The sequence below is a fragment of the Pantoea eucrina genome, assembly GCF_002095385.1.
Lineage (GTDB): Bacteria > Pseudomonadota > Gammaproteobacteria > Enterobacterales > Enterobacteriaceae > Pantoea > Pantoea eucrina.
The window spans coordinates 56,536-81,521 of the sequence record NZ_MIPP01000008.1; the positions used below are offsets into that span (position 1 = coordinate 56,536).

27 protein-coding genes and 1 pseudogene are annotated in these 24,986 nt (G+C 57.1%); 19 read left to right on the forward strand and 9 right to left on the reverse strand.

Features of this window, described 5'->3' with window-relative positions; genetic code table 11:
* Nucleotides 1–28: 28 nt before the first annotated feature.
* The 4 genes from dam to trpS all read left to right on the forward strand — a co-directional run bounded on the left by dam (nt 29) and on the right by trpS (nt 3,268).
* The gene (gene dam / locus HA43_RS05900; protein WP_094111200.1) at nt 29–838 is read left to right on the forward strand and encodes an adenine-specific DNA-methyltransferase; all 810 of its coding nucleotides are present in this window, start codon (nt 29–31) and stop codon (nt 836–838) included.
* A gap of 65 nt (nt 839–903) precedes the next feature.
* Complete coding sequence (rpe, locus tag HA43_RS05905) at nt 904–1,587, forward strand: ribulose-phosphate 3-epimerase (RefSeq protein ID WP_039380919.1); 684 nt, start codon at nt 904–906, stop codon at nt 1,585–1,587.
* Complete coding sequence (locus HA43_RS05910) at nt 1,571–2,248, forward strand: phosphoglycolate phosphatase (protein WP_094111201.1); 678 nt, start codon at nt 1,571–1,573, stop codon at nt 2,246–2,248. The genes rpe and HA43_RS05910 overlap by 17 nt, the downstream gene beginning before the upstream one ends.
* A 15-nt stretch (nt 2,249–2,263) precedes the next feature.
* Nucleotides 2,264–3,268, forward strand: a complete 1,005-nt coding sequence (gene trpS, locus HA43_RS05915; RefSeq protein WP_094111202.1) for a tryptophan--tRNA ligase — start codon at nt 2,264–2,266, stop codon at nt 3,266–3,268.
* A 90-nt stretch (nt 3,269–3,358) separates the two neighbouring features.
* Here trpS and tsgA read toward each other — a convergent pair whose 3' ends face one another.
* A complete protein-coding gene (gene tsgA / locus HA43_RS05920; protein WP_094111203.1) occupies nt 3,359–4,537 on the reverse strand; it encodes an MFS transporter TsgA in 1,179 nt (392 codons plus the stop codon).
* 260 nt (nt 4,538–4,797) lie between these two features.
* Between tsgA and ppiA the strand changes: the two genes are divergently transcribed.
* The 5 genes and pseudogenes from ppiA to argD all read left to right on the forward strand — a co-directional run bounded on the left by ppiA (nt 4,798) and on the right by argD (nt 8,149).
* Complete coding sequence (gene ppiA / locus HA43_RS05925; RefSeq protein WP_039380907.1) at nt 4,798–5,370, forward strand: peptidylprolyl isomerase A; 573 nt, start codon at nt 4,798–4,800, stop codon at nt 5,368–5,370.
* A gap of 101 nt (nt 5,371–5,471) precedes the next feature.
* Nucleotides 5,472–5,642, forward strand: coding sequence for a YhfG family protein (locus HA43_RS05930; RefSeq protein ID WP_071669295.1), 171 nt, complete (start codon nt 5,472–5,474; stop codon nt 5,640–5,642).
* Nucleotides 5,632–6,225, forward strand: coding sequence for a putative adenosine monophosphate-protein transferase Fic (locus HA43_RS05935; protein WP_039380904.1), 594 nt, complete (start codon nt 5,632–5,634; stop codon nt 6,223–6,225). The genes HA43_RS05930 and HA43_RS05935 overlap by 11 nt, the downstream gene beginning before the upstream one ends.
* Before the next feature lie 41 nt (nt 6,226–6,266).
* Nucleotides 6,267–6,841 (forward strand): annotated as a pseudogene (locus tag HA43_RS05940) (anthranilate synthase component II).
* An 87-nt stretch (nt 6,842–6,928) separates the two neighbouring features.
* Nucleotides 6,929–8,149 carry a bifunctional acetylornithine/succinyldiaminopimelate transaminase gene (gene argD, locus HA43_RS05945; protein WP_094111204.1) on the forward strand — a complete coding sequence of 407 codons (1,221 nt, stop codon included), beginning with the start codon at nt 6,929–6,931 and terminating at the stop codon, nt 8,147–8,149.
* Here argD and HA43_RS05950 read toward each other — a convergent pair whose 3' ends face one another.
* Together HA43_RS05950 and crp are read right to left on the reverse strand one after the other, a co-directional pair.
* Nucleotides 8,150–10,225 carry a YccS/YhfK family putative transporter gene (locus HA43_RS05950; RefSeq protein ID WP_094111205.1) on the reverse strand — a complete coding sequence of 692 codons (2,076 nt, stop codon included), beginning with the start codon at nt 10,223–10,225 and terminating at the stop codon, nt 8,150–8,152. It abuts the gene before it with no gap.
* A 60-nt stretch (nt 10,226–10,285) separates the two neighbouring features.
* Nucleotides 10,286–10,918, reverse strand: coding sequence for a cAMP-activated global transcriptional regulator CRP (gene crp / locus HA43_RS05955; protein WP_000242755.1), 633 nt, complete (start codon nt 10,916–10,918; stop codon nt 10,286–10,288).
* Nucleotides 10,919–11,208: 290 nt separating this feature from the next.
* On the opposite strand from crp, the gene HA43_RS05960 reads away from it, so the two are divergent.
* The gene (locus tag HA43_RS05960; RefSeq protein ID WP_039380892.1) at nt 11,209–11,613 is read left to right on the forward strand and encodes an OsmC family protein; all 405 of its coding nucleotides are present in this window, start codon (nt 11,209–11,211) and stop codon (nt 11,611–11,613) included.
* Nucleotides 11,614–11,709: 96 nt separating this feature from the next.
* Here the strand turns inward: HA43_RS05960 and HA43_RS05965 are convergent, their stop codons facing one another.
* The 3 genes from HA43_RS05965 to HA43_RS05975 form a co-directional block, all read right to left on the reverse strand.
* Nucleotides 11,710–12,579 (reverse strand): phosphoribulokinase, encoded by an 870-nt coding sequence (locus tag HA43_RS05965; protein ID WP_039380889.1) that lies wholly within the window; start codon nt 12,577–12,579, stop codon nt 11,710–11,712.
* Nucleotides 12,580–12,640: 61 nt separating this feature from the next.
* Nucleotides 12,641–12,859, reverse strand: coding sequence for a YheU family protein (locus HA43_RS05970; protein ID WP_039380886.1), 219 nt, complete (start codon nt 12,857–12,859; stop codon nt 12,641–12,643).
* On the reverse strand, nt 12,856–13,878 hold the full coding sequence (locus tag HA43_RS05975) for a hydrolase (RefSeq protein WP_094111206.1): 1,023 nt from the start codon (nt 13,876–13,878) through the stop codon (nt 12,856–12,858). Before HA43_RS05975 ends, HA43_RS05970 begins: the two co-directional genes overlap by 4 nt.
* Before the next feature lie 60 nt (nt 13,879–13,938).
* Between HA43_RS05975 and HA43_RS05980 the strand changes: the two genes are divergently transcribed.
* Nucleotides 13,939–14,541, forward strand: coding sequence for a LysE family translocator (locus HA43_RS05980; RefSeq protein WP_039380881.1), 603 nt, complete (start codon nt 13,939–13,941; stop codon nt 14,539–14,541).
* Nucleotide 14,542: 1 nt separating this feature from the next.
* Here HA43_RS05980 and HA43_RS05985 read toward each other — a convergent pair whose 3' ends face one another.
* On the reverse strand, nt 14,543–15,523 hold the full coding sequence (locus HA43_RS05985; RefSeq protein WP_094111207.1) for a LacI family DNA-binding transcriptional regulator: 981 nt from the start codon (nt 15,521–15,523) through the stop codon (nt 14,543–14,545).
* 233 nt (nt 15,524–15,756) lie between these two features.
* On the opposite strand from HA43_RS05985, the gene tauA reads away from it, so the two are divergent.
* The 4 genes from tauA to tauD are packed head-to-tail and all read left to right on the forward strand — an operon-like array spanning nt 15,757 to nt 19,178.
* Nucleotides 15,757–16,737, forward strand: coding sequence for a taurine ABC transporter substrate-binding protein (tauA, locus tag HA43_RS05990; protein ID WP_039380875.1), 981 nt, complete (start codon nt 15,757–15,759; stop codon nt 16,735–16,737).
* 10 nt (nt 16,738–16,747) lie between these two features.
* Nucleotides 16,748–17,515, forward strand: coding sequence for a taurine ABC transporter ATP-binding subunit (gene tauB, locus HA43_RS05995; RefSeq protein WP_094111208.1), 768 nt, complete (start codon nt 16,748–16,750; stop codon nt 17,513–17,515).
* Nucleotides 17,512–18,342: a taurine ABC transporter permease TauC gene (gene tauC, locus HA43_RS06000; protein ID WP_094111209.1), complete on the forward strand. Its 831-nt coding sequence runs from the start codon at nt 17,512–17,514 to the stop codon at nt 18,340–18,342. The genes tauB and tauC overlap by 4 nt, the downstream gene beginning before the upstream one ends.
* Complete coding sequence (gene tauD / locus HA43_RS06005; protein ID WP_094111210.1) at nt 18,339–19,178, forward strand: taurine dioxygenase; 840 nt, start codon at nt 18,339–18,341, stop codon at nt 19,176–19,178. The genes tauC and tauD overlap by 4 nt, the downstream gene beginning before the upstream one ends.
* Before the next feature lie 85 nt (nt 19,179–19,263).
* Here the strand turns inward: tauD and HA43_RS06010 are convergent, their stop codons facing one another.
* Entirely contained in the window at nt 19,264–21,168 is a 1,905-nt protein-coding gene (locus HA43_RS06010; protein WP_039380863.1) for an ABC transporter ATP-binding protein, read from the reverse strand.
* A 115-nt stretch (nt 21,169–21,283) separates the two neighbouring features.
* Here HA43_RS06010 and kefG point away from each other — a divergent pair, with 115 nt between their 5' ends.
* From kefG to slyD, 4 genes are all read left to right on the forward strand, one after another.
* On the forward strand, nt 21,284–21,835 hold the full coding sequence (kefG, locus tag HA43_RS06015) for a glutathione-regulated potassium-efflux system ancillary protein KefG (protein WP_039380859.1): 552 nt from the start codon (nt 21,284–21,286) through the stop codon (nt 21,833–21,835).
* Nucleotides 21,835–23,637, forward strand: a complete 1,803-nt coding sequence (gene kefB / locus HA43_RS06020) for a glutathione-regulated potassium-efflux system protein KefB (protein WP_094111211.1) — start codon at nt 21,835–21,837, stop codon at nt 23,635–23,637. The genes kefG and kefB overlap by 1 nt, the downstream gene beginning before the upstream one ends.
* Nucleotides 23,638–23,732: 95 nt before the next feature.
* A complete protein-coding gene (locus HA43_RS06025) occupies nt 23,733–23,927 on the forward strand; it encodes a YheV family putative zinc ribbon protein (protein ID WP_039380854.1) in 195 nt (64 codons plus the stop codon).
* 196 nt (nt 23,928–24,123) lie between these two features.
* Nucleotides 24,124–24,672, forward strand: a complete 549-nt coding sequence (gene slyD, locus HA43_RS06030; protein WP_094111212.1) for a peptidylprolyl isomerase — start codon at nt 24,124–24,126, stop codon at nt 24,670–24,672.
* A gap of 62 nt (nt 24,673–24,734) precedes the next feature.
* On the opposite strand, the gene HA43_RS06035 is transcribed toward slyD, so the two are convergent.
* Complete coding sequence (locus HA43_RS06035; protein WP_039380849.1) at nt 24,735–24,953, reverse strand: protein SlyX; 219 nt, start codon at nt 24,951–24,953, stop codon at nt 24,735–24,737.
* Between the last annotated feature and the right edge of the window lie 33 nt (nt 24,954–24,986).

Below are 24,986 nucleotides of genomic sequence, written 5' to 3' on the forward strand. Positions count from 1 at the left end.
ACAATGAAGATGTAATAACCACGACAGCATGAAAAAAAATCGCGCTTTCCTGAAATGGGCCGGTGGGAAATACCCACTGCTTGACGATATTCGTCGTCACCTGCCACAAGGCGACTGCTTAGTTGAGCCTTTTGTGGGCGCCGGTTCCGTATTTCTCAATACCGATTATGACCGCTACCATCTGGCGGACATCAACGGCGATCTCATTAACCTCTACAACATTGTCAAAACGCGTACGCAGACATTTATTGCGGATGCGCGTCAGCTGTTTACGCCGGAAGGAAACAGCGCTGAGCACTATTATGCGCAGCGGCTGGCATTTAACGCCAGCCGCGATCCCTACCAGCGCGCCGTGCTGTTCCTCTATCTGAATCGTCACGGCTATAACGGCCTGTGTCGCTACAACCTGCGCGGTGAATTTAACGTGCCTTTTGGCCGCTACCGCAAACCCTACTTTCCGGAAGCTGAACTACTCTGGTTTGCAGAGCGCGCGCAGAAAGCGACCTTTGTCTGCGAATCGTACGATGTTACCCTGAACAGCGCTGCTGCAGGCTCGGTGGTCTATTGCGATCCGCCCTATGCGCCGCTGTCGGCAACGGCCAACTTCACGGCCTATCACACCAACAGTTTCAGCCTGCGCGAGCAGCAGCATCTCGCGGAGCTGGCCAGGAAGCTGGCTAAGAGCCAGATACCGGTCCTGATTTCCAATCACGATACGCTGCTGACCCGGGAGTGGTATCAGAACGCGGATTTACATGTAGTAAAAGCCCGGCGTTCTATCAGCCGAAGCATAAGTGGTCGTACGCAGGTGGACGAACTGCTGGCGCTTTTCCGCTAGCCTGTTTCGTCCGCGACCAACGCATTACGTCAGCTGAGACTGGCGCACAACATTGGGAGAATCGGATGAAACAATTTTTACTGGCCCCTTCAATTCTTGCCGCTGACTTTGCCCGTCTGGGTGAAGATACCGCCAAAGCACTGGCGGCAGGCGGCGATGTCGTGCATTTCGATGTGATGGATAATCACTATGTGCCCAATCTGACGATGGGACCTATGGTGCTGAAAGCGCTGCGTGACTACGGCATTACGGCACCGATTGATGTGCACCTGATGGTCAAGCCAGTGGATGCGCTTATCCCGGAGTTTGCGAAAGCGGGTGCCAGCTATATCACATTCCACCCGGAAGCCAGTGACCACGTTGATCGTACGCTGCAGCTCATCAAAGAGCATGGCTGTAAGGCGGGCCTGGTATTTAATCCGGCAACGCCGCTGAGCTACCTTGATTACGTGATGGATAAGCTGGATATCATTCTGCTAATGTCGGTCAATCCTGGCTTTGGCGGCCAGTCATTCATACCGGGCACGCTGGATAAACTGCGCGAGGCGCGCCGGCTGATCGATCAGAGCGGCTATGACATCCGGCTCGAAGTGGATGGCGGAGTAAAAATCGACAATATCGGACAGATTGCTGCCGCTGGCGCAGATATGTTTGTCGCCGGTTCGGCCATCTTCGGTCATCCCGATTACAAAAAAGTTATCGATGAAATGCGCACGGAACTGGAGAAAGTTAATGGCTCATTTCACTGATATCCGCGCGCTGGCCTTTGACCTTGACGGAACGCTGGTGCATAGCGCACCGGGCCTGTCACAGGCGATCGATCGGGCGCTGGGCGATCTGCAGCTGCCGGCGCCGGGCATTGAGCGTGCATCAACCTGGATAGGTAACGGTGCCGATATTATGATGGCGCGCGCCCTGACCTGGGCGCTGGGCCGCGAGCCGCATGCGGAAGAGCAGCGTGACGCACGCGCCTGTTTTGACCGGCACTACGCTGACACGGTTGAGTCAGGCAGCACGCTGTTTCCGCAGGTAAAAGAGACGCTGCTCGCGCTGCGCGACCAGGGATTACCTCTCGCTATCGTTACCAATAAACCAACGCCGTTTGTCGCTCCGCTGCTGGCCTCTCTCGGCATCAGCGACTCTTTTTCACTGATTATCGGCGGTGATGACGTAGCGGTGAAAAAACCGCATCCGGCCGGCATCTTCCTGGTGCTGGGCCATTTCGGCGTACTGCCGGAACAATTGCTGTTTGTCGGGGACTCACGCAATGATATCCTCGCGGCACAGGCTGCCGGTGTACCGAATGTCGGTATGACGTTTGGCTACAACTACGGTGAGTCTATTACCACCAGCCGGCCCGATTTGACTCTCGACACTTTTGGCGAACTTCTGCCCGCACTCGGGCTGTGATTATCAGGATATAACATGAGCAAACCCATCGTTTTCAGCGGCGCCCAGCCTTCAGGTGAACTGACCATTGGCAACTATATGGGTGCGCTGCGTCAGTGGGTGCAGATGCAGGATGACTATCACTGCATTTACTGCATCGTCGATCTGCACGCGATCACCGTGCGTCAGGACCCGGCCACGCTGCGTAAAGCGACGCTGGATACGCTGGCGCTCTATCTGGCCTGCGGCATTGACCCGGAAAAAAGCACTATTTTTGTTCAGTCGCACGTGCCGGAGCATACGCAGCTGAGCTGGATCCTGAACTGCTACGCCTACTTTGGCGAGCTGAGCCGTATGACACAATTCAAGGATAAATCTGCCCGCTATGAAGAGAATATCAACGCCGGTCTGTTTGACTACCCGGTGCTGATGGCGGCTGATATTCTGCTGTATCAGACCAATCAGGTTCCGGTAGGCGAAGATCAGAAGCAGCATCTGGAGCTGAGCCGCGATATCGCTGCCCGTTTCAACGCGCTTTATGGTGACGTGTTTAAGGTTCCGGAGCCGTTTATTCCGAAATCGGGCGCGCGCGTAATGTCGCTGCTGGAGCCGACGAAAAAGATGTCCAAGTCGGATGACAACCGCAACAACGTTATCGGCCTGCTGGAAGATACCAAATCGGTCGTGAAGAAGATCAAGCGTGCGGTTACTGACTCCGAAGAGCCGCCGGTGGTGCGCTATGATGTCAAAGAGAAGGCGGGCGTCTCCAACCTGCTGGATATTCTCTCAGGCGTTACCGGCAAATCGATTCCGGAGCTTGAACAGCAGTTTGAGGGCAAAATGTACGGGCACCTCAAGGGCGACGTTGCCGAGGCGGTATCCGGCATGCTGACCGAGCTGCAGGCGCGCTATCACCACTTCCGCAATGATGAAGCGCTGCTCAACCAGGTAATGCGTGACGGCGCAGCTAAAGCGCGCGCACACGCGCAGGAAACGCTGAAGAAAGTGTACGACGCCGTCGGGTTCGTCGCACAGCCGTAAACCGGCGCGGATGACGTAAAAAAAGGCGAGCTTCCGGCTCGCCTTTTTATTGGGTCGCATCTGCCGCGCGAGGCGGCAGTGCCGGTATCATCAGTGGGTCACATGACCGTGCTGACGGTGCTTTGTGACAAAGCCGAGCAGCACGCACATGACAAACACCACGGCATAAAGGCCGTTGGCAGTAGAGAGTGCCGCATGCGCGCCACCTTTAGCCACTATCGGTCCGGTAACCACAAAGGTCAGCATGGTGCCCACGGTGCCGCAGGTCAGGATAAAGTTAACCAGCTTAGGCGAGGCCGCTTTGGTCTGCAGCGAGCCCAGCGTAATGATGGTGGTATAAATCGCGCTGGAGAAGAAGCCCAGCGCGATAATGATCCAGTGCAGCATGCCCGCCTCCTGAGAGGAGACAAACCAGTACATCAGGCCGGTGGCCAGCGCAGCCAGCACCATCAGGATGCGCTGCAGGTCAAAGAAGCGCAGCAGGAAGCTAAACGCCCACATACCGACCATGTAAGCGGTCCAGAAGTTGCCGACCAGCTGCCCGGCAGAGGCGATATCCATGCCCATCGATTTGGTTGCATACTCCGGCACCCAGGAGATAAAGCCCAGCTGACCCAGGATATAACAGAGCGCAGCGATGGAGAGGAACAGCACCCCCACGCCCCATTTCTCTTTTTCCCCACCCTGAACGGCCGCTTCACTTTTGAGAACCGGAAACTCCACCATCAGCGTCAGAACAAAAATAGCCAGGTAGATAACACCGATGCAGGCATATACCCAGTACCACGGCAGCGCACGCGCCAGCAGTACGCCAGCAATAATCGGGAAAATCGTGCCGGCCATGCTGAAAAATGAATCAGTAAACAGCAGGCGTGAACCGCGCTGGCGACCGTCATAGATATGGGTGATCAGGAAGGTACCAATTGACATGGTAATGCCGCTGACCACGCCCAGAATAAACATGCAGAGTGAAAAGACCTGCAGGTTATGGCTGGTCATCAGGCCCGCTACCGCCAGAATCATCAGCACAAAGCCGAAAATCAGCTGGCGTTTCAGCGGCACAATCACCATCAGCCAGGCGTTCAGGAAAACGGCAACCAGAATGCCGGCGTTAAGGAAAGTAAAAGTGTTACTCATCTCTGAGATGGGTAGCTGGAAATATTGCGCGATATTATCCAGCACCATACCGGTCACAATCACCAGTGCGCCAGTGAGCGCATAAGAGAAAAAGCTGATCCAGGTAAGGCCGATGCGATTACGGTTTGTCATGTTCATAACCTGTGGGGGGACGATGAGGCAAAAGTGTCATGAATTGTAAATGGAACTGTGATCTTAATAAACAAGCAGTGAAATAAGCTACGCAAATTTCATGATATGTGTGATTTCAGTCACGCAAATGATTGCGCGGCGGCAAAAGTATGACGTTTGCAACATTCCGGTAAATATAGGTAAAACGCTGGCTCTTGTATTACATGCTCTTTACAATCAATTCTGTTTTTTAAGCCGATCTCCAGGGTAAGGACTCTTTCATGCTTAAACGTACTTTGACAGCGGCGATCGCCCTGTTAGCACTCTCTTCCGTATCTGCTTCTGCACTGGCTGCAAAAGGGGATACGCATGTCCTGCTCACCACGTCGGCGGGCAACATTGAACTTGAACTGGATAACCAGAAAGCGCCGGTTTCAGTAAAAAACTTTGTGGATTACGTTAATAACGGCTTCTACAACAACACCATTTTTCATCGCGTGATCCCGGGTTTTATGATCCAGGGCGGCGGTTTTACCACGGATATGCAGCAGAAGCAGACCAGCGCGCCAGTCAAAAACGAAGCTGACAACGGACTGCGTAATCTGCGCGGTACCATCTCTATGGCGCGTACCGCTGAGAAAGACAGCGCAACCAGCCAGTTCTTCCTGAATGTGGCAGATAACGCTTTCCTGGATCACGGACAGCGCGACTTCGGTTATGCGGTATTTGGTAAAGTTGTGAAAGGGATGGATGTGATCGACAAAATCGCCCAGGTCCCGACTAAAGATGTGGGCCCGTACCAGAATGTCCCGGCAAAACCGGTTGTTATTACCTCCGCGAAAATCCTGCCTTAATCTGTTTCCGCGTCACCTGTAGCGTGACGTCGCTGACCGCGCTCCGGCAAAGCCAGAATTTGCTCTTATACTTAGGGCAAATCTTGTCAGCCGGAGGCGCTATGCCGCAAAAACTCACTGAAAAACAGAAAGCCACTTTGTGGCTGCAGCGTCGTGCTGCCAGCTATCAGGCCAGCTGCAGGCTGTCTGGTTATACCCTGACTGAGCCTGCGGTCACCGCTGAGCAGGCGGAAGATCGGCTTGCTTCGCTGAGGAGGCAGTATGGCGGATAATTCACTGGCGGTACGCGATCCCTACCTGTGGCACAACGATGATGTGCTGAAAAACCGGCTGGAAATTCATGATGCCGCGCAGCTGCGCAAGGCGGAGCTGGCGTTCAGTGCCGCGCGGCTGGCGACGCTGGATCCAGGTCCGCGTACACCGGGTCTGCCGCGTTTACGCCATATTCATCGCACGCTGTTTCAGGATCTCTACAGCTGGGCGGGCGAACTCCGCACCATCGATATCTGGCGCGACGAGACCCCTTACTGCCACTGCGAATACATTGAGAAAGAGGGCAATGCGCTGATGAGCGCGCTGGAGGAGGAGCAGGGGCTGACCGAACTTGATACAGACGCCTTTGTGGCCCGTCTGGCACATTACTACTGTGAACTCTATGTACTGCATCCGTTCCGGGCGGGCAACGGACGCGCTCAGCGCATCTTTTTTGAGCAGCTGGCGCTGCACGCCGGCTATCTGCTGGAGTGGGATCGGCTGGAGCCGGAGCCGTGGCAGAAGGCAATTCGCGAAGCGGTCGCGGGCGATCTCGCCGCGCTGACCGCGCAGCTGACAAAAGTGGTAAGCCCGGCGCGATAAAGTGCGTAGAATAGCGGCGGTTTGATCGACCTGAGGTCATGATGCTGCTGCTGCTTGATAACTACGACTCTTTTACCTGGAACCTTTACCAGTATTTTTGCGAGCTGGGCGCGCAGGTGCGCGTGGTGCGTAATGACGCTATCTCGCTGGCTGAGATGGCGGCATTGCCGCTAAGCCATCTGGTTATCTCCCCCGGGCCCTGCACGCCCGACCAGGCGGGTATTTCTCTGGATGCCATTCGCTATTTTGCCGGGCGGCTGCCGGTGCTGGGGGTGTGCCTCGGACATCAGGCCATCGCTCAGCCTTTGGCGGAAAGGTGGTACGTGCGCGTCAGGTCATGCACGGGAAAACCTCGCCGGTACGCCACACTGGCGAAGGCGTGTTTCGCAACCTCGCTAATCCACTCACCGTAACGCGCTATCACTCACTGATTGTGGCGGATGGATCGCTGCCTGACGCGTTTGAGATCACCGCCTGGAGCCTGCGTGATAATCAGCCCGATGAAATCATGGGCTTTCGTCACCGCACGCTACCGCTGGAAGGCGTGCAGTTTCACCCCGAAAGCGTGCTCAGCGAGCAGGGCCATCAGCTGCTGAAAAATTTCCTTGAACGCTAACTTCCGTTTGCCATTCCGTGATTTTTTATGCATATTCCGTGATTATAATTTCATTTAAGATCACTCAATAGCCGGATGAGGTTAGCAATGGCAGCGGAAAACATAGCGGTAACCCGGGAGACGTTTGATAACGTCATTTTGCCTGTTTATGCACCTGCGCAGTTTGTGCCCGTAAAGGGCAAAGGCAGCCGCGTCTGGGATCAGCAGGGTAAAGAGTATATCGACTTCTCCGGCGGTATAGCGGTCACCGCGCTGGGTCACTGCCATCCGGCGCTGGTTGAGACGCTGAAGCGCCAGGGCGAAACGCTGTGGCACACCAGTAATGTTTTTACCAACGAGCCGGCGCTGCGTCTGGCGACGAAGCTGATTGCTGCTACCTTCGCCGACCGCGTATTTTTTGGCAATTCCGGTGCGGAAGCTAACGAAGCGGCGTTCAAGCTGGCGCGCTACTACGCCTGTAAAAAGCACTCGCCGTTCAAAAGTAAGATCATCGCGTTTCACAACGCTTTCCACGGCCGCACGCTGTTTACCGTCTCCGTTGGCGGACAGCCTAAATACTCTGACGGCTTCGGCCCCAAACCGGCCGATATCGTCCACGTTCCGTTTAACGATCTGGCGGCGGTAAAAGCCGTGATTGATGATCATACCTGCGCGATCGTTGTTGAACCGATTCAGGGTGAGGGCGGCGTGATGCCGGCAACGCCGGAATTTATGCAGGGACTGCGTGCGCTGTGCGATGAGCATAACGCGCTGCTGGTGCTGGATGAAGTACAGAGCGGCATGGGGCGCAGCGGCAAGCTGTTCAGCTATGAACACTACGGTATTCAGCCTGACATTCTTACGACGGCGAAAGCGCTGGGCGGCGGCTTCCCGGTGAGCGCGATGCTGACCACGCATGAGATCGCTTCCGTCATGGCGCCCGGCGTACATGGCACCACCTACGGCGGCAATCCGCTCGCCTGCGCGATTGCAGAAACCGCGCTGGATATCATCAACACGCCGGCGGTGCTGGCTGGGGTGGAGGCGCGGCGGCGGCAGTTTACCGACGCGCTGAGGGCGCTGGATAGTGAGCTGGATATCTTTAGCGAAATTCGCGGAAAGGGTCTGCTGATGGGCGCGGTACTGAAACCGGAACATGCCAGTAAAGCCCGCGATATTCTCAATGCAGCAGCGGCAGAAGGCGTGATGATCCTGACCGCCGGCAGCGATGTGATCCGCTTTGTGCCGTCGCTGGTTATCACTCCGGAGGAGATCGACGCCGGAATGACGCGCTTTGCCGCCGCGCTGCGCAGGGTTATTGCAGCCTGACTATCCTTTCGGACGAATAGCCCGCAGCCAGCGGCCATGATGCGGTCGCTGGCTCCATGCCAGAGAGGAGATGGTGTGCATGACGCTGAGATGCTGCAAAATGCGTTTAACATGCTGCTCGACAATCGTCACCGGCCCCTCATGCAGGTTTTCCGGCGCCTCCATAACGTTGCTCTCACTGCCCGGTCCGTCGTAGGTCAGCCGCTGCTGACAGCGCTGCAGGGCAATTTCGCACGACTGCAGATAGCGCTCTGCCAGAGCCGGGGTCAGCATGGTGTGCTCACGCGCCAGAATAGTCATGGCGTTAATATGCTCTACGATAAACTGACTGTGCGTGACCCACAGCCGCATATCCTTCAGATACTGCGCGTTAAAACCAGGCTCGCCGGTCGCCTGATTCAGCGCATTAAACAGCGCGTTATGCGCCTGGTTAACCTTTACCCGCTGGTAAGCCAGTTTTTCCGGCGCGTGATCCGGCCCCAGCAGCATGCGCAGCGCCTCCTGATACGCTTCCAGCGCATCGTGCGCATTCTGGCGCAGCAGACCACTCTGCCACTGCGGCCATAGCCAGATCATACCGGCGAAGGCGATCAGACAGCCCATCAGCGTATCCATCATCCGCGGCAGCAGGAACTGAGCACCATTCAGCGACAGCAGCTGCAGCGAGTAGACCGCCGTCACGGTGAAGCCAATCATCGACCAGCCATAATATTTGCGCGTCACCAGATAACTGGCCAGCGTGATTGCCAGCATAAACAGCAGCGCGATCGATTCCGGTACGGCGAAACGCAGCGATGCGGCGGCAATCAGCAGCCCGGCAAAGGTGCCGAGCGCCCGGTGCTGAATGCGCACGCGCGTGGCGCTGTAGCCATTCTGGCTGACAAACATAATGGTCATCAGGATCCAGTAGGGCTTGGGAATATTAAAAAACAGCGCAACAGAGCTGCCAAACATCAGCATAACGGCAAAGCGGGCCGCGCTGCGCAGCGCGCCGGACCTGAACGATAGATAGCTGCGCAGGGCGGGCAGCAGCGGCAGGCGCCGCTGGCGATCGGCCATCAGATCGCGCGTATAGAGCGGTTTCTGGGTGCGCAGCACGCGGGCGATGCGGCTGAAATGATAAAGGCAGAAGTGGCCAACCGGATTATCCGGATGCTGCCGCGCAATTTTTTCCAGCGCGCCGAGCGGCTTTTCCATCTGAAAGCGGGCGGGCAGCTGGTGATAGAGAATGGCATCGGCCAGCAGCCTGAGCTGTGCCGAAATGGTTTTTGCATTCCAGCGGATAACCGCTTCCGCATGACTCTGTTCTACCAGCTTTTGCACTTTCTCCGGCTGGTGCAGGCTGACAGCGATATGCTCCTGCAGATCCAGCGCCACCTGAAAAGCGCGCGTCAGCCGCTTATGGCTGTTATCGCGGCTGGCAGAAAGCATATGCATCTGCTGATAGCAGGTGGTGATCAGGTCAACCGCTTTCTGCTGGCGCGCCAGCAGCGGCGGCAGCGCTTTTTCCGGATCGGTCAGCTGTGTCAGCAGGGTATATTTGGCATCGCAGTAGTCAGCCAGCTCACGATAGAGCAGGCTCAGCGTTTCACGCATCGGCTGCTCTTTCCACAGCCAGTACCAGAACCAGTTAAACAGGCCATACCAGAACGTGCCGCCAATATAGAGCAGCGGCGGCACCCAGATCGGCATACGCCCCACCAGGCTCAGCGTAAAGATCGCTGCAATCAGCGTGCCGGGCAGCAGACGCCCGTGCAGCGGACTGATTTCGCCCGTCACGCCAATCAGCAGCGGCAGCACCAGCATAATAAGCGGCAGCGGAACCGCGGCGTTGGTGAGGTACTGGATCAGAAAACTGCCGGTGGCGAAAAGCGTACCGCCCACGATCAGGCGTTTGAAAAAGCGTTTATGCGGCGTATCAAGGCCGGCAATATTGCAGCAGGCGGGTACCAGCGAGAACAGCAGGCCTTTTTGCAGATCGCCACACAGCCATCCCAGCGCGACAGGCAGGCACAGCACCAGCGTCTGACGCAGAGCGTAATTGACTTCGGGATGATAGATGATTCGGCGCCACATCAGCTTATCGCAAACAGAAACGGCGTGATGGTGTCATCACGCCGTGGGGGGTGAAACAGCTTAGCGGGTGCCGTAAACGACGATGGTTTTACCGTGTGCGGAGATCAGGTTCTGATCTTCCAGCATTTTCAGGATGCGACCAACGGTTTCCCGTGAGCAACCCACGATCTGACCAATCTCCTGACGGGTAATTTTAATCTGCATACCGTCGGGGTGGGTCATGGCATCCGGCTGTTTAGCCAGATTAAGCAGCGTCTGCGCAATACGGCCGGTAACATCCAGGAAAGCCAGGTTACCCACCTTTTCTGATGTCACCTGCAGGCGACGTGCCATCTGCGCCGACAGGCGCATCAAAATATCCGGGTTAACCTGAATCAGCTGACGAAATTTTTTGTAGGAAATTTCAGCAACTTCGCAGGCTGTTTTCGCACGCACCCAGGCACTGCGCTCCTGGCCCTCTTCAAACAGGCCGAGTTCGCCGATGAAATCTCCCTGATTCAGATAGGAGAGGATCATCTCTTTGCCTTCTTCATCTTTAATCAGTACCGCAACGGAACCTTTAACGATGTAGTAGAGCGTTTCTGCTTTTTCACCCTGATGGATCAGCGTGCTTTTGGATGGATATTTGTGAATATGGCAATGGGACAGGAACCATTCGAGTGTAGGGTCTGTTTGCGGTTTGCCGAGAACCATTCGCTATTATCCTCTATTGTAATCGTGCCCAAAACACAGGGGCATTCATTCCCTGTCAGGCGATGAAATCGTCCAGCGCGTCCTGTTAATAAAAATTATCCGGGCGGATGTGTAAGCTCTGCTTTTGATTCTGCCCGTCCTCATCAGCCACGACGAAGAAATTTTCAGCTCTGTTTGTAGCACAGCTTTTGCAGGCTGTCTTGTGTTGTCTCGCTTCAGCAGGCGGGCGATTGCTGTTTGCCGGATGAACGCGTACTCTGGCGCAAAACGCCGCTTCAGGAGAAAGAATAATGCAGGCACGTGTGAAATGGGTGGAAGGGCTGACCTTTCTCGGAGAATCCTCATCAGGACATCAGTTATTAATGGACGGGAATTCAGGCGATAAAGCGCCAAGCCCGATGGAGATGGTACTGATGGCCGCCGGCGGCTGCAGCGCGATTGATGTGGTCTCGATTCTGCAAAAAGGGCGTAATGACGTGGCTGACTGTGAGGTCAAACTGACTTCAGAGCGGCGCGAAGAAGCGCCACGTATTTTTACACAGATTAACCTGCACTTTATCGTCAGCGGCAAAGCGCTGAGCGAGAAAGCGGTGGCGCGGGCGGTTGACCTGTCGGCAGAAAAATATTGCTCGGTGGCGATCATGCTCGGCAAAGGGGTGGAGATCACCCACAGCCATGAGGTAGTTGAGCTGTAACAGCTGCCGGTGCGCATACCTCGCTACCCGTGAAACAGGCTTTGCAGGGTCGCCATTTATGGCGACCGATGCCACGTCATGTGGCAGACATGGCCTCTACTCTATCCGTTTTCCTTCAATCAGCCGCTGCACCAGTGGCATCATGATCAGCTCCATCGCCAGTCCCATTTTGCCGCCCGGTACCACCAGCGTATTCATATGCGAAATAAACGATCCCTGAATCATCGCCAGCAGATAGGGGAAAGCGATCCCCTCCAGGCCGCGAAAATGGATCACCACAAAACTCTCATCCAGTGAGGGGATCTCGCGCGCCGCGAACGGGTTAGAGGTATCAACTGTCGGTACACGCTGAAAGTTAAGGTGCGTGCGCGAAAACTGCGGCGTGATGTAGTTGATATAATCTTCCATCGACCGTACCACGGAGTCCATCACCGCTTCGCGCGAATGGCCCCGTTCGCTGGTATCGCGTACCAGTTTCTGTATCCACTCAAGATTGACGATCGGCACCACGCCCACCAGCAGATCAACATGCTCCGCCACGTTATGCTGCTGCGTCACCACTCCGCCGTGCAGACCCTCGTAAAACAGCACATCGGTATTCTCCGGCAGCGGCTGCCAGGGAGTAAAGGTGCCCGGCACCTGATTCCACGGCACGGCCTCATCATAGGTGTGCAGATATTTGCGCGACTCTCCGATGCCGCTTTCGCCATAGCGCCGGAACGTCTGCTCCAGCAGGCCAAAGTCATTGGCGTCCGGACCAAAATAGCTGATGTGACGGCCCAGATCGCGTGCTTTGCGGATCGCCATATCCATTTCCGGCCGGGTATAGCGATGAAAACTGTCGCCTTCTACTTCGGCTGCATGCAGCCCCAGCTGCTGAAAAATTTTACGGAACGCAAGGCTGGTTGTCGTGGTACCGGCGCCGCTGGAGCCGGTAACGGCGATAACGGGGTGTCTGGCTGACATACGTGTGCTCCCTGTGAGGTCGGGCGATGAGCATTGTTACCATGAATTATCCGGCAGTGCATCAGCCGCGAAACTCGCGTCGCGGCATAATATTGACCGTTTCATGCAGCTCAGACCAGACCAGCACCACCTCGCCCTGCTGCAGCTGGCGGCGCACGTCGGCTACCTTCTGCGCCAGGCTACGCTCCTGCTCACCGTAGTCAGTGCCTTCGCGCAGAACAAAACTTTCAATCAGGTTTTCCAGCGTTGTTACATCCAGTTCCTGCCACGGAATAATCACAATTGCCCATCCAGATAAGTTGAGAGCCACTCCGGCACGCGCTGCTCCAGCCACATATGCGGTTTAAGCAGGCTGCCGCCGACAAAGCCAACGTGTCCACCCTGCTGCGTCAGCTGATACTCAATTGTGGCAGACAATTGCTGCGGCTGCGGGATCACCGCATCTGTCATAAAGGGATCGTCTTTGGCGTGGATGATCAGCATCGGCTTGCGCACGCCGGTTAACAGCGGCAGGGCGCTGGCGCGCTGATAATAATCGCTGGCGTCAAGAAAGCCGTGCGCCCGGGCGGTGATCGCATCGTCAAATTCGCGCAGGCGGCGAAACGCGCGCAGCTGCAGTACATCAACCGGCAGCGTGCCGGGCCAGGCGCGCAGTTTGCGCAGCGCATTCTTTTTCAGCTGCGTCAGCAGATAGTGCTGGTAGAAGCGGGAGAAGCCGATATCGAGCTTTTCACTGCAGGGGGCGAGCGCCAGCGGCGCTGATATCGCCACGGCCGCCTCCAGCGGTGCCTCATTGCCCTGCAGCCCCAGTAAACAGGCGAGCATGTTACCGCCCAGCGACACTCCTACTGCAGCCGTCGGCACGCTGCCCCATTCACGCCGCAGCCAGTGCAGGAAATAGGTTGCGTCTTCTGTTTCACCGGAGTGATAGATGCGCTGCAGCCGGTTAGGTTCGCCGCTGCAGCCGCGAAAGTGCATCACCACGCCAAGCCAGCCGCGCGCTTTGCACGCCTGCATCAGGCCGTGTGCATAAGGGCTGCGAAAATGGCCTTCGAGCCCGTGGAACATCACCATGCGCGGTTTGTGTCGCGCGCCGGCCGGATCTTCGCTCCAGGCGAGATCGACAAAGTCGCCATCCGGCAGCTCCAGCCGCTGCCAGTGTGGTTTAAGCGTGACGCGACGCCGTAGCAGGCGCGGCAGCAGGGTCTGCAAATGCGCATTGCCGAAGCCGCGCAGCGGAATAAAGGGATTGCCGGTGGGGCAATCTAAATAACCAGGGATAGTGCTTGTCTGATGCATAACTCGCTGATAGCTTCGATGGGTTGTCTGCTTTTAAGGATGAGGAGCATCCGGATACTCATGGAACTCAGTCTTTTTTTGTCGATGTTAGGTTTTCTCTGGGTCGCGGCCATCACGCCGGGGCCCAATAATATGTTACTTACGGCCTCAGGTGCTAATTTTGGCTTTCTGCGCACGCTACCGCTGCTTATTGGTATCATGCTGGGTATGCAGGTGATGTTGCTGATGGTGGCATTTGGCATTGGCGGACTGATCCTGCTCTATCCGTCGCTGCATCTGGTGCTGAAGATTGCCGGCAGTCTCTATCTGCTCTGGCTGGCGTGGAAAATCGCGACGGCCGCCTATGAGACGCTGGAAACCGAAGACCGTTCGGTAAAGCAGATGCCGTTCTGGCAGGGCGGACTGCTGCAACTGATCAATCCCAAAGCCTGGCTGATGGCGCTGGGGGCGATAGCGAGTTTCAGCCTGGCAGGAGCTGCCTATCAGCACTCTGTGGTTGCGATCAGCATGGGCATGGCGCTGGTGAATCTGGTATCCGGCCTGATCTGGATGGGATTTGGTTCACTGATTGGCCGCCTGCTGCATAGCCCGCGTGCCTGGAAGCTGTTCAACCTCGCGATGGGCGCACTGACCGCTGCCTGTGTGCTGCTGATCTGGCGCTAGATTAGCTGGATGCGCGCTCCAGACGCTGCCAGGGCAGGACTTCATGCACAATGGCAGCATGCGGCTGGCGAATGCGGTTCAGCAGCAGCTGTACGCTGCGGGCGCCCATCTGATTCATCGGCTGCGCAATGGTGGTCAGCGGCGGATTCAGGCTGCTGGTAAACGGAATACCGTCAAAACCCACCACGGCCAGATCTTCCGGGACGCGCAGTCCCGCTTCCAGCGCGGCGTGGATAACGCCAACGGCCAGCACATCTGACACGGTAAAAATGGCATCGGGCGGAGAGGGCTGTGCCAGCAGCGCATGCAGCGCGGCGCTGCCCGCTTCGCAGGAGATATTCTCCGCATACGCCACGCGATCCCACGTCATATTCAGCGCCTTCAGCGCCTCGCGGTAGCCGCTCTCACGCTGATGCGAATAGAGATAGCGCATGTCGCAGTTGACCAGCGCAATCTGTTTTCGGCCCTTTCCGGCCAGGTAGCGGACCGTCTCAAAGGCCGCCTGCCGGTTATCAATAGTCACGCTGGATGCATTAATAGAGGGATCGTATTCAGCACACTGCACCCACGGCGCATCACCAATCAAATCTTTCAGCCCCTGCAGACAGGCGGCGGCATCCATTGTGATCACGCCATCGACGACCTTGCCAGCCAGCAGCGCCAGATAGGCGGTTTCACGCCGCAGCTGAGAGGCACTGTTGCAGAGCAAAATGTGATAGCCCTGCGCCTCCGCCTCCGCTTCAATCCCCTGCACCACGCGCGAACAGAAGGGGTTGGTAATATCTGAAATCAGCACCAGCAGCATGTTGCTTTGCGCCGTGCGCAGCTGGCGCGCCAGCAAATTAGGCTGGTAGTCGCACGCGCTGATCGCTGCCAGCACTTTACTGCGCGTATCGGGACGCACGCCGGGATGCTGGTTCAGAACCCGGGAAACGGTAGCTTTTGATACGCCCGCCAGGTGCGCGACTTTTTCGATGGACATGGAGATAACAACCGCTATTCAGGTGATGAAATCAGGTAGAGATCAATAACACAGTAGCGATGTGAGCGCCTGACAAATTTGTCACCGTTTCTGTCCGGCCTATTTGCTTTTTTTGCATAGCCTTGCCTGATGTTGATCTAAGAACTGATTGGCATGAGGGATAATTTTTAATTCCTTTATGAAACTTTCACCGCTGGCGACACTGCCGTCATAACTTCACTTCGGGGAACAGGATGATGGCAATGCAAAAAACAATAATCTCGCTGGCAGCAGTACTGGGACTGATAGCGTTTCAGGCACAGGCAGTCAACGTCACCGTGGCGTACCAGACCTCCGCAGAGCCTGCCAAAGTCGCTCAGGCGGATAACACCTTTGCCCGTGAGAGCGGAGCAACCGTGGACTGGCGCAAATTTGACAGCGGCGCCAGCGTGCTGCGTGCGCTGGCGTCCGGCGATGTGCAGATTGGCAATATTGGCTCCAGTCCGCTGGCGGTCGCTGCCACACAGCAGCTGCCGATTGAAGCGTTTCTGCTTGCATCACAGCTGGGTAACTCCGAGGCGCTGGTCGTGAAAAAAGGGATCAGCGATCCGAAACAGCTCATCGGCAAACGTATTGCCGTACCTTTCATCTCCACCACGCATTACAGCCTGCTGGCGGCGCTGAAGCACTGGGGCATTAAGCCCTCACAGGTGCAGTTAGTGAACCTGCAACCGCCTGCGATTGTTGCCGCCTGGCAGCGTGGCGATATTGACGGCGCGTACGTCTGGGCCCCGGCCGTTAATGAGCTGGAAAAAGAGGGCCACGTGCTGACCGACTCCTCGCAGGTGGGACAGTGGGGCTCACCAACGCTCGATGTCTGGGTGGTGCGTAAAGATTTTGCGCAGCAGCATCCGGAGGTGGTTACTGCGTTTGCCCGCAGCGCCATTGATGCACAGCAGGCCTATCTCGCCCAGCCCGAACAGTGGCTGAAGCAGCCGGATAACCTGAGCAAGCTGTCGCGCCTGAGCGGCGTACCGGAAGGGGATGTGCCGGGTCTGGTTAAAGGCAATACCTATCTGACGGCGCAACAGCAGGTTGAGCAACTCGGCAAGCCGGTGAATAAAGCCATTGTTGATACCGCGCACTTCCTGAAAGAGCAGGGGCGGGTGCCGGAAGCGGCCAGCGACTACAGCAGCTTTGTGACCACCCGCTTTGTTGCACCTTTAGCGAAATAACGGAGGCCGTATGCTCAGCATCACGCATCTCAACGCACGTTACGCCGGTCAGCCCGCGCTGCAGGATATCAACCTGCAGCTGGATAGCCGTGAATTGCTGGTGGTGCTGGGTCCATCCGGCTGTGGCAAAACCACGCTGCTGAACCTGATTGCCGGTTTTCTGCCGCTGGAGTCGGGCAGCATTACGCTGGATGGCAAAGCGGTGACCGGGCCAGACGCCAGCCGCGGCGTGGTGTTTCAGCATGAAGGGCTGCTGCCGTGGCGCAACGTGATCGATAACGTGGCATTTGGCCTGCAGCTGGCCGGTATGGCAAAAGCGGAGCGTCACGCCGTTGCCCGCCGGCTGATTCGCAACGTCGGGCTGGAGGGGGCAGAAAAGCGTTTTATCTGGCAGCTCTCCGGGGGACAACGTCAGCGCGTAGGGATTGCGCGTGCGCTGGCGGCCGATCCGCAGCTGCTGCTGTTAGATGAGCCCTTTGGCGCGCTGGATGCATTTACCCGCGAGCAGATGCAAACCCTGTTGCTGACGCTGTGGCGCGACACCGGCAAGCAGATCCTGCTGATTACCCATGACATTGAAGAAGCGGTGTTTCTGGCCAGCGAACTGGTGCTGCTGTCGCCCGGACCGGGACGCATAGTAGAGCGGCTAAAGCTCAATTTTGGTCAGCGCTTCGCGGATGGCGAACCGTGCCGCAGCATCAAATCCGATCCGGCGTTTATCGAACGTCGTGAATATGTGCTGAATCAGGTGTTTGCCCGGCGGGAGGCGTTTGTATGAGTGCAGTTATTGATGAGAAACGCGGTACAGCGCGCACCCGCGGCCTGCGCTGGCCGCTGTCACGCCAGCTGTCGCTTAGCCTGCTGAGCATCACGCTGCTACTGCTGGTGTGGTGGGGCGTGACGGCGCTGGGGCTGATTGCGCCGCTGTTTCTGCCCGCGCCGCAGCAGGTGCTGCAGAAACTGCTGCTGATTGCCAGTGCGCAGGGCTTTATGGACGCCACGCTGTGGCAGCATCTGGCCGCAAGCCTGACGCGCATGCTGGTGGCGCTGTTTTTTGCCGCGCTGATTGGTATCCCGACCGGCATTGCGATGGGACTGAGCCCGGCGCTGCGCGGGCTGCTCGATCCGCTGATTGAGCTTTACCGGCCGGTGCCGCCGCTGGCCTACCTGCCGCTGATGGTGATCTGGTTTGGTATTGGTGAAACCTCAAAGATTTTACTTATCTATCTGGCGATTTTTGCGCCGGTGACGCTGGCCACGCTGGCTGGCGTGAAAAACTGCCGGCAGGTCCGCGTGCGCGCGGCACAGGCGCTTGGCGCATCCCGCTGGCAATTGCTGCGCTTTGTGATCCTGCCGGGCGCGCTGCCGGAGATCCTGACCGGTCTGCGTATCGGGCTGGGCGTCGGCTGGTCAACGCTGGTGGCTGCAGAGCTTATCGCTGCCACGCGGGGCCTGGGGTTTATGGTGCAGTCGGCAGGAGAGTTTCTTGCTACGGATGTGGTTCTGGCGGGTATCGGCGTCATTGCCGTTATCGCATTTAGTTTAGAAGTGAGTCTGCGCGCGCTGCAACGCCGCCTGACGCCCTGGTATGGAGAGCAGCAATGAACGAACGTCTTACTTTTACTGCGCTGGGCCCCTGGATCGGCGCGCAGGTCAGCGATGTCGATCTCAGCCGTCCGCTGAGCGATGCGCAGTTTGAACAGCTCTATCACGGCCTGCTGCGTCATCAGGTGCTGTTTTTACGCAACCAGGTGATTACGCCGCAGCAGCAGCGGGCGCTGGCGGTGCGTTTTGGCGATCTGCATATTCATCCGGTCTATCCGCATGCGGCTGGCGTGGAAGAGATCATCGAGCTGGATACCCATCAGGATAATCCGCCGGATAACGACAACTGGCATACCGATGTCACCTTTATTGAAACGCCGCCGGCCATTGCTCTGCTGGCCGCGAAACTGCTGCCGGAAAGCGGGGGCGATACGCTCTGGAGCAGCGGAATTGCCGCTTATGAAACCCTTTCTGAGCCGGTTAAGCAGCTGCTGAGCGGGTTACAGGCGGAGCACGATTTTAAGAAGTCGTTTCAGGAGTATAAATATCGCCGCACGCCGGAGGAGCATCAGCGCTGGCAGCAGGCGGTGGCTAAGCATCCCCCGGTCCGGCATCCGGCGATCCGCACCCATCCGGTCAGCGGGCGTAAGGCGCTGTTTGTGAACGAGGGGTTTACCACGCGTCTGCTGGGCGTCAGTGAAAAAGAGAGCGACGCGCTGCTGAATTATCTGTTTGCGCACGCCACGAAGCCGGAGTTTCAGGTGCGCTGGCGCTGGCAGGAGAACGATATCGCTATCTGGGATAACCGCGTGACGCAGCATTACGCCAATGCCGATTACTATCCGGCGCGCAGGATTATGCATCGTGCGACGGTGTTAGGGGATATACCGTTTTAACGCGTTGCGGTGGTGAGCCAGGTCGGCATAAATGCCGCCCCTGCAGAAGAGAGAAAAGCTGCAGGGTCGGCATAGATGCTGGCCGCTAATTCGCCAGCATCTGCTCCAGCTGCTCCTGCGCATCCAGCCACGCCATTTCGACGTCTTCCAGCGCCGATTTGCTCTCCGCCTGGCGCTGCAGGGCGGCGGTTAAATCGGCTTTGCGGCTTTGATCGTAAATCGCGCTGTCGGCCAGCAGGGCTTCAGCCTCGCTCAGCTGACTCTGCCACTTAGCCATCTGCTTCTCCAGCTTCTCAATCTCTTTGCGCAGCGGCTGCGTCTGCGCGCGCAGCTCAGCATCACGACGCTTCTGATCTTTGCGCGACTGAGCGCTATTGGCATTATCCTGCTTTGGTGCGGCATCCTGCTGCGCCTGCTGCTTTTGCAGGTCGCTCAGCCACTGCTGATAATCATCCAGATCGCCGGCAAACACGTCCACTTTGCGGTCGTGGACCAGATAGAGATCGTCAGTGGTGGAGCGCAGCAGATGCCGGTCATGCGACACCACCACCAGCGCGCCTTCAAAGTCGATAAGCGCTTCGGTCAGCGCCTGACGCATGTCGAGATCGAGATGGTTAGTTGGCTCATCCAGCAGCAGCAGGTTAGGACGCTGCCAGACGATGAGCGCCAGCACCAGGCGCGCTTTTTCGCCGCCGGAAAAACGCGCGGTGGCTTCGCTGACTTTATCGCCCTGAAAGCCAAAACCGCCCAGGTAATCGCGCAGCTGCTGCTCCAGTACGGCTGGCGCGATACGCGCCAGATGCTGCAGCGGTGACTCCTCGGCGCGCAGATACTCAAGCTGGTGCTGCGCGAAGTAGCCGAGCTTAATGCCTTTCGCCAGACCCACTTTGCCCTCCAGCGGATCGATCTCTCCCGCCAGCAGCTTGATCAGCGTAGATTTACCCGCACCGTTTCGGCCCAGCAGACCAATACGCGAGCCCGGCACCAGATTGAGCTTGATCGCGTCAAGAATAATGCGATCGCCATAACCCGCCGTGACCTTCTCCATTTTCAGCAGCGGATTGGGCAGGCTTTCCGGCGCGCGGAAGCTGAAGCTGAACGGGTTATCCACGTGCGCTGGCGCAATCAGCTCCATGCGCTCCAGCATTTTGATGCGGCTCTGCGCCTGTTTGGCTTTGGTCGCCTGGGCACGGAAGCGATCGATATACTTCTGCAGGTGCGCGACTTTTTCCTGCTGGCTTTGATAGAGCGCCTGCTGCTGCGCCAGTTTAGCGACGCGCTGTCGCTCGAAAGAGCTGTAGTTGCCGGTATATTCAATCAGCATCTGCTGCTCAATATGAATAATTTTATCCACGACCGGATCGAGAAAGTCGCGGTCGTGTGAGATCAGAATCAGCGTGCCCTCATAGCTTTTCAGCCAGCGCTCCAGCCAGATCACGGCGTCAAGATCGAGGTGGTTAGTCGGCTCATCCAGCAGCAGTAAATCGGAGCGGCACACCAGCGCCTGCGCCAGGTTGAGACGCATGCGCCAGCCGCCGGAGAAGTCGCTGACCGGCCGCATCAGCTGCTCCTGACTAAAGCCCAGACCGTGCAGCAGACTGGCCGCGCGCGCGTGTATACTCCACGCCTGAATCGCATCCAGCTTGCCGTGCAGCAGCGCAATCGCGTTGCCATCATCGCGCGCGTTGGCATCCGCTAATTCAGATTCAAGCTGACGATATTCGCGGTCGCCGTCGATAACATATTCCAGCGCGGCTTTACTCAGCGCTGGCGTCTCCTGGTTGACCCACGCCAGCGCCCAGCTGCCGGGGAAGGTGACGCTGCCGGCATCGCTGCTGATTTCACCTTTAAGCAGCGACAGCAGGGTGGATTTGCCGCAGCCGTTTTTACCCACCAGGCCCACTTTCTGGCCGGGGTTAATGGTTGCGGTTGCGTTGTCCAGCAGCACAGTGGTGCCGCGTCGTATCTGTAGTGCGGAAAAGACAATCATAGGCGCCGTGTCGTCAGAATATGGTAATTTATCGGCAACATAATTCGATAATGTTTAGTTGCGTTGAGCATGGTAGCGGAATTCCGCTGCGGTGACGACGCTTTGGAGGGGAAGGATGTCGCAGCCACCAAAAGTTTTGCTGCTTTACGCCCATCCGGAGTCACAGGATTCGATCGCCAATCGGGTTTTGCTGCAGTCGGCCAGGGAACTTGAACACGTCACCGTGCACGATTTATATGCGCACTATCCGGATTTTTTTATAGATATTCACTATGAACAGCAGCTGCTGCGCGACCATGAGATCGTTGTGTTTCAGCATCCGCTCTATACCTACAGCTGTCCTGCCCTGCTGAAAGAGTGGCTGGATCGCGTACTGTCGCGTGGTTTTGCCAGCGGCGTGGATGGGAACGCGCTGGAGGGGAAATACTGGCGCAGCGTAGTGACTACCGGTGAGCCTGAAGCGGCCTACCATCACGACGGCCTGAACCGCTATCCGATGAGCGATATTATGCGGCCATTTGAGCTGACGGCGCAGATGTGCCGTATGCACTGGATGACACCGATGGTGATTCACTGGGCGCGGCGGCAGACGCCTGAAACGCTGCGTCATTTTGCCCGCGCCTACGGCGACTGGCTCGCGTCACCACTACCGCAGGGAGGAGTGTAATGCAAGGTGAAACGTTACTGACAGCGGGCGTCATCTATCTGGTGGCGGCGGTGCTGGTGGTGCCTGTTGCTGCCCGGCTGGGAATTGGTGCCGTGCTGGGTTATCTGCTCGCAGGTATTGCGATCGGCCCGTGGGGGCTGGGCTTTATCAGCGATGTGGATGAGATCCTGCACTTCTCCGAGCTGGGCGTCGTGTTTCTGATGTTTATCATTGGCCTGGAGCTGAATCCAGCCAAACTCTGGTCACTGCGACGCTCAATTTTCGGCGTCGGCGCGGCGCAGGTGATATTTTCTGCGGCGATCCTCGGTGTGCTGCTCTGGCTAAGTGACTTCAGCTGGCAGGCGGCCGTGATAGGCGGTATCGGTCTGGCTATGTCCTCTACGGCTATGGCGCTGCAGCTGATGCGCGATAAAGGAATGAACCGCAGCGAATCAGGACAGCTGGGCTTTTCGGTGCTGCTGTTTCAGGATCTGGCGGTGATCCCGGCGCTGGCGCTGGTGCCGTTACTCTCCGGCGGCGACAGCGGGCACGTTGACTGGCTTAAAGTTGCGATGAAAGTGCTGGCCTTCGCCGGCATGCTGGTGGGCGGCCGTTATTTACTGCGCCCTATTTTGCGCTTTATTGCCGCTTCCGGCGTCAGAGAAGTGTTTACCGCCGCCTCGCTGCTGCTGGTACTGGGCTCGGCGCTATTTATGGATGCGCTGGGCCTGTCGATGGCGCTGGGCACCTTTATCGCCGGGATCCTGCTGGCGGAGAGCGAGTACCGGCACGAACTTGAAGTGGCTATCGAGCCGTTCAAAGGGTTGCTGCTGGGCCTGTTCTTTATCTCTGTTGGTATGGCGCTAAACCTTGGCGTGCTCTATACGCATATCGTGGCTATTTTGATCGGCGTACTGGCGCTGGTGGCGATAAAAGCTCTGGTGCTCTACGTGCTGGCGCGCATTTACGGCCTGCGCAGTTCAGAGCGTCTGCAGTTTGCCGGTGTGCTCAGCCAGGGCGGCGAATTTGCGTTTGTCCTGTTCTCCGCCGCGTCATCCGCCCATCTGTTCAGCGGCGATCAGCTGCCGCTGCTGCTGGTCACGGTGACCCTCTCGATGATGACAACCCCGCTGCTGATGCAGGGCGTGGATAAGATTCTGGCTCGTCGCTTTAATGACAAAGACGACAGTGATGAGAAGCCCTTTGTTGAGGACGATCAGCCGCAGGTTATTGTGGTGGGTTTTGGCCGCTTTGGGCAGGTGGTAGGGCGTCTGCTGATGGCTAACAACAAGCGCATCACGGTGCTGGAGCGGGATATCTCTGCGGTCAGCCTGATGCGCAAGTATGGCTATAAAGTTTACTACGGTGACGCCACCGAGCTGGAGCTGTTGCGGGCCGCAGGCGCAGAGAATGCGCAATCTATTGTTATTACCTGCAGCGATCCCGAAGATGCCATGACCATTGTGCACCTCTGCCAGCACCATTTTCCGCAGCTGGAGATTCTGGCGCGCGCGCGCGGGCGCGTCGAGGCGCACGAACTGCTGCAGGCAGGCGTCACGCTATTCTCCCGTGAAACGTTCTCCAGTGCGCTGGAGCTTGGTCGCAAGGCGCTGATCTCTCTTGGCATGCATCCTCATCAGGCGCAGCGTGCGCAGCAGCATTTCCGCCGGCTGGATATGCGCATGCTGCGTGAGCTGATGCCAGGCCATGATGACAGCGTGCAGGTCTCCCGCGTGCGTGAAGCGCGACGCGAACTGGAGGATATCTTCCAGCGCGAGATGCAGCATGAAAAGCGGCAGATAAATGGCTGGGATGATGAGTAAGCCGGCAGCCTGGGCTATTCAGGGCCATCGCTGCAATTTGCGGTGTGCAGGGTATACACTTAAGGTTTCCGTGAACAACAGGCGGGCAGGAAAAAATGCGTAAACGTTTTATCGCCGGTGCGGTCTGTCCGCACTGTCAGGAAAAAGACACCCTGGCCATGTGGCGCGAAAACAGTGTCGATGTGGTGGAATGCGTAAAATGCGGACATCAGATGCGCGAGGCCGATAAGCAGGCGCGCGATCAGATCCGCAGTAATGAGCAGGTGATCGGCATTTTTCATCCCGAGTAACGTGCCGGCACAGCTTTTTTTACGCTTAGACTTACAGTGGTGTTGAATTCCGTTACAATCGGCGCCACTAATGCTGAATGGTCTGCATATTCTGCAGGATAAAATCTGTTCAGCTTTAAACCTTTCTGGTTGGTTATTGCACGCAAAAATAGACCAATGAGACGGGATCCTTAGTTCTCAACGGTTAGGAGATATCATGAAAGTAGCAAAAGACCTGGTGGTGAGCCTGGCGTATCAGGTTCGTACCGAAGATGGCGTGTTGGTTGACGAGTCACCGGTAAGTGCACCGTTAGACTATCTGCACGGTCATGGTTCCCTGATTTCTGGTCTGGAAAAAGCGCTGGAAAATCACGCGGTCGGCGACAAGTTTGACGTGCATATCCCGGCAAACGACGCTTATGGCCAGTATGATGACAATCTGGTACAGCGCGTACCTAAAGATGTCTTCATGGGTGTGGATGAGCTGCAGGTTGGCATGCGCTTCCTGGCAGAAACCGACCAGGGCCCGGTGCCGGTTGAAATCACTGAAGTAGAAGATGAGCACGTTGTGGTTGATGGTAACCATATGCTGGCTGGTCAGAACCTGAACTTCAACGTGGAAGTGGTTGCTATCCGCGAAGCCACGGAAGAAGAGCTGGCGCACGGTCACGTGCATGGCGCAGATGGTCATCATCACGATCACGATCACGGCCACGACCACGACCACGACCATGGTCACGGCGGCGGTTGCGGCTGCAACCACTAAGCGTTGCCGGTACAAAAAGGCCACCTGCGGGTGGCCTTTCTGTTTTCTGCTGCCGGCAGGTATTAATAATGCGGCGGAGGTGTCTCTTCCGACGGCGAAGCAACCATCGAGGGCGCTGCCGCTTTAACTTTGTCGACCAGCAAGCGGACATGTTCCCGCAGCCTGCTCATCTCCAGTTCATGTTCGACCACCGTCTGATTAAGCTGCTCAATGGTGTCTTCCTGAAAAGCCAGCTTGCTCTCCAGCGCTTCAAGGCGCCGATCCCAGTCTGTCTGTTGCATCGTTACTCCTCCTGTCATCGTACTGCGCATTGA

Coding starts and splice junctions, on each gene's coding strand:
- dam (WP_094111200.1), top strand. CDS start 29: ATGAAAAAAAATCGCGCTTTCCTGAAATGGGCCGGTGGGAAATACCCA.
- rpe (WP_039380919.1), top strand. CDS start 904: ATGAAACAATTTTTACTGGCCCCTTCAATTCTTGCCGCTGACTTTGCC.
- HA43_RS05910 (WP_094111201.1), top strand. CDS start 1,571: ATGGCTCATTTCACTGATATCCGCGCGCTGGCCTTTGACCTTGACGGA.
- trpS (WP_094111202.1), top strand. CDS start 2,264: ATGAGCAAACCCATCGTTTTCAGCGGCGCCCAGCCTTCAGGTGAACTG.
- tsgA (WP_094111203.1), bottom strand. CDS start 4,537: ATGACAAACCGTAATCGCATCGGCCTTACCTGGATCAGCTTTTTCTCT.
- ppiA (WP_039380907.1), top strand. CDS start 4,798: ATGCTTAAACGTACTTTGACAGCGGCGATCGCCCTGTTAGCACTCTCT.
- HA43_RS05930 (WP_071669295.1), top strand. CDS start 5,472: ATGCCGCAAAAACTCACTGAAAAACAGAAAGCCACTTTGTGGCTGCAG.
- HA43_RS05935 (WP_039380904.1), top strand. CDS start 5,632: ATGGCGGATAATTCACTGGCGGTACGCGATCCCTACCTGTGGCACAAC.
- argD (WP_094111204.1), top strand. CDS start 6,929: ATGGCAGCGGAAAACATAGCGGTAACCCGGGAGACGTTTGATAACGTC.
- HA43_RS05950 (WP_094111205.1), bottom strand. CDS start 10,225: ATGTGGCGCCGAATCATCTATCATCCCGAAGTCAATTACGCTCTGCGT.
- crp (WP_000242755.1), bottom strand. CDS start 10,918: ATGGTTCTCGGCAAACCGCAAACAGACCCTACACTCGAATGGTTCCTG.
- HA43_RS05960 (WP_039380892.1), top strand. CDS start 11,209: ATGCAGGCACGTGTGAAATGGGTGGAAGGGCTGACCTTTCTCGGAGAA.
- HA43_RS05965 (WP_039380889.1), bottom strand. CDS start 12,579: ATGTCAGCCAGACACCCCGTTATCGCCGTTACCGGCTCCAGCGGCGCC.
- HA43_RS05975 (WP_094111206.1), bottom strand. CDS start 13,878: ATGCATCAGACAAGCACTATCCCTGGTTATTTAGATTGCCCCACCGGC.
- HA43_RS05980 (WP_039380881.1), top strand. CDS start 13,939: ATGGAACTCAGTCTTTTTTTGTCGATGTTAGGTTTTCTCTGGGTCGCG.
- HA43_RS05985 (WP_094111207.1), bottom strand. CDS start 15,523: ATGTCCATCGAAAAAGTCGCGCACCTGGCGGGCGTATCAAAAGCTACC.
- tauA (WP_039380875.1), top strand. CDS start 15,757: ATGATGGCAATGCAAAAAACAATAATCTCGCTGGCAGCAGTACTGGGA.
- tauB (WP_094111208.1), top strand. CDS start 16,748: ATGCTCAGCATCACGCATCTCAACGCACGTTACGCCGGTCAGCCCGCG.
- tauC (WP_094111209.1), top strand. CDS start 17,512: ATGAGTGCAGTTATTGATGAGAAACGCGGTACAGCGCGCACCCGCGGC.
- tauD (WP_094111210.1), top strand. CDS start 18,339: ATGAACGAACGTCTTACTTTTACTGCGCTGGGCCCCTGGATCGGCGCG.
- HA43_RS06010 (WP_039380863.1), bottom strand. CDS start 21,168: ATGATTGTCTTTTCCGCACTACAGATACGACGCGGCACCACTGTGCTG.
- kefG (WP_039380859.1), top strand. CDS start 21,284: ATGTCGCAGCCACCAAAAGTTTTGCTGCTTTACGCCCATCCGGAGTCA.
- kefB (WP_094111211.1), top strand. CDS start 21,835: ATGCAAGGTGAAACGTTACTGACAGCGGGCGTCATCTATCTGGTGGCG.
- HA43_RS06025 (WP_039380854.1), top strand. CDS start 23,733: ATGCGTAAACGTTTTATCGCCGGTGCGGTCTGTCCGCACTGTCAGGAA.
- slyD (WP_094111212.1), top strand. CDS start 24,124: ATGAAAGTAGCAAAAGACCTGGTGGTGAGCCTGGCGTATCAGGTTCGT.
- HA43_RS06035 (WP_039380849.1), bottom strand. CDS start 24,953: ATGCAACAGACAGACTGGGATCGGCGCCTTGAAGCGCTGGAGAGCAAG.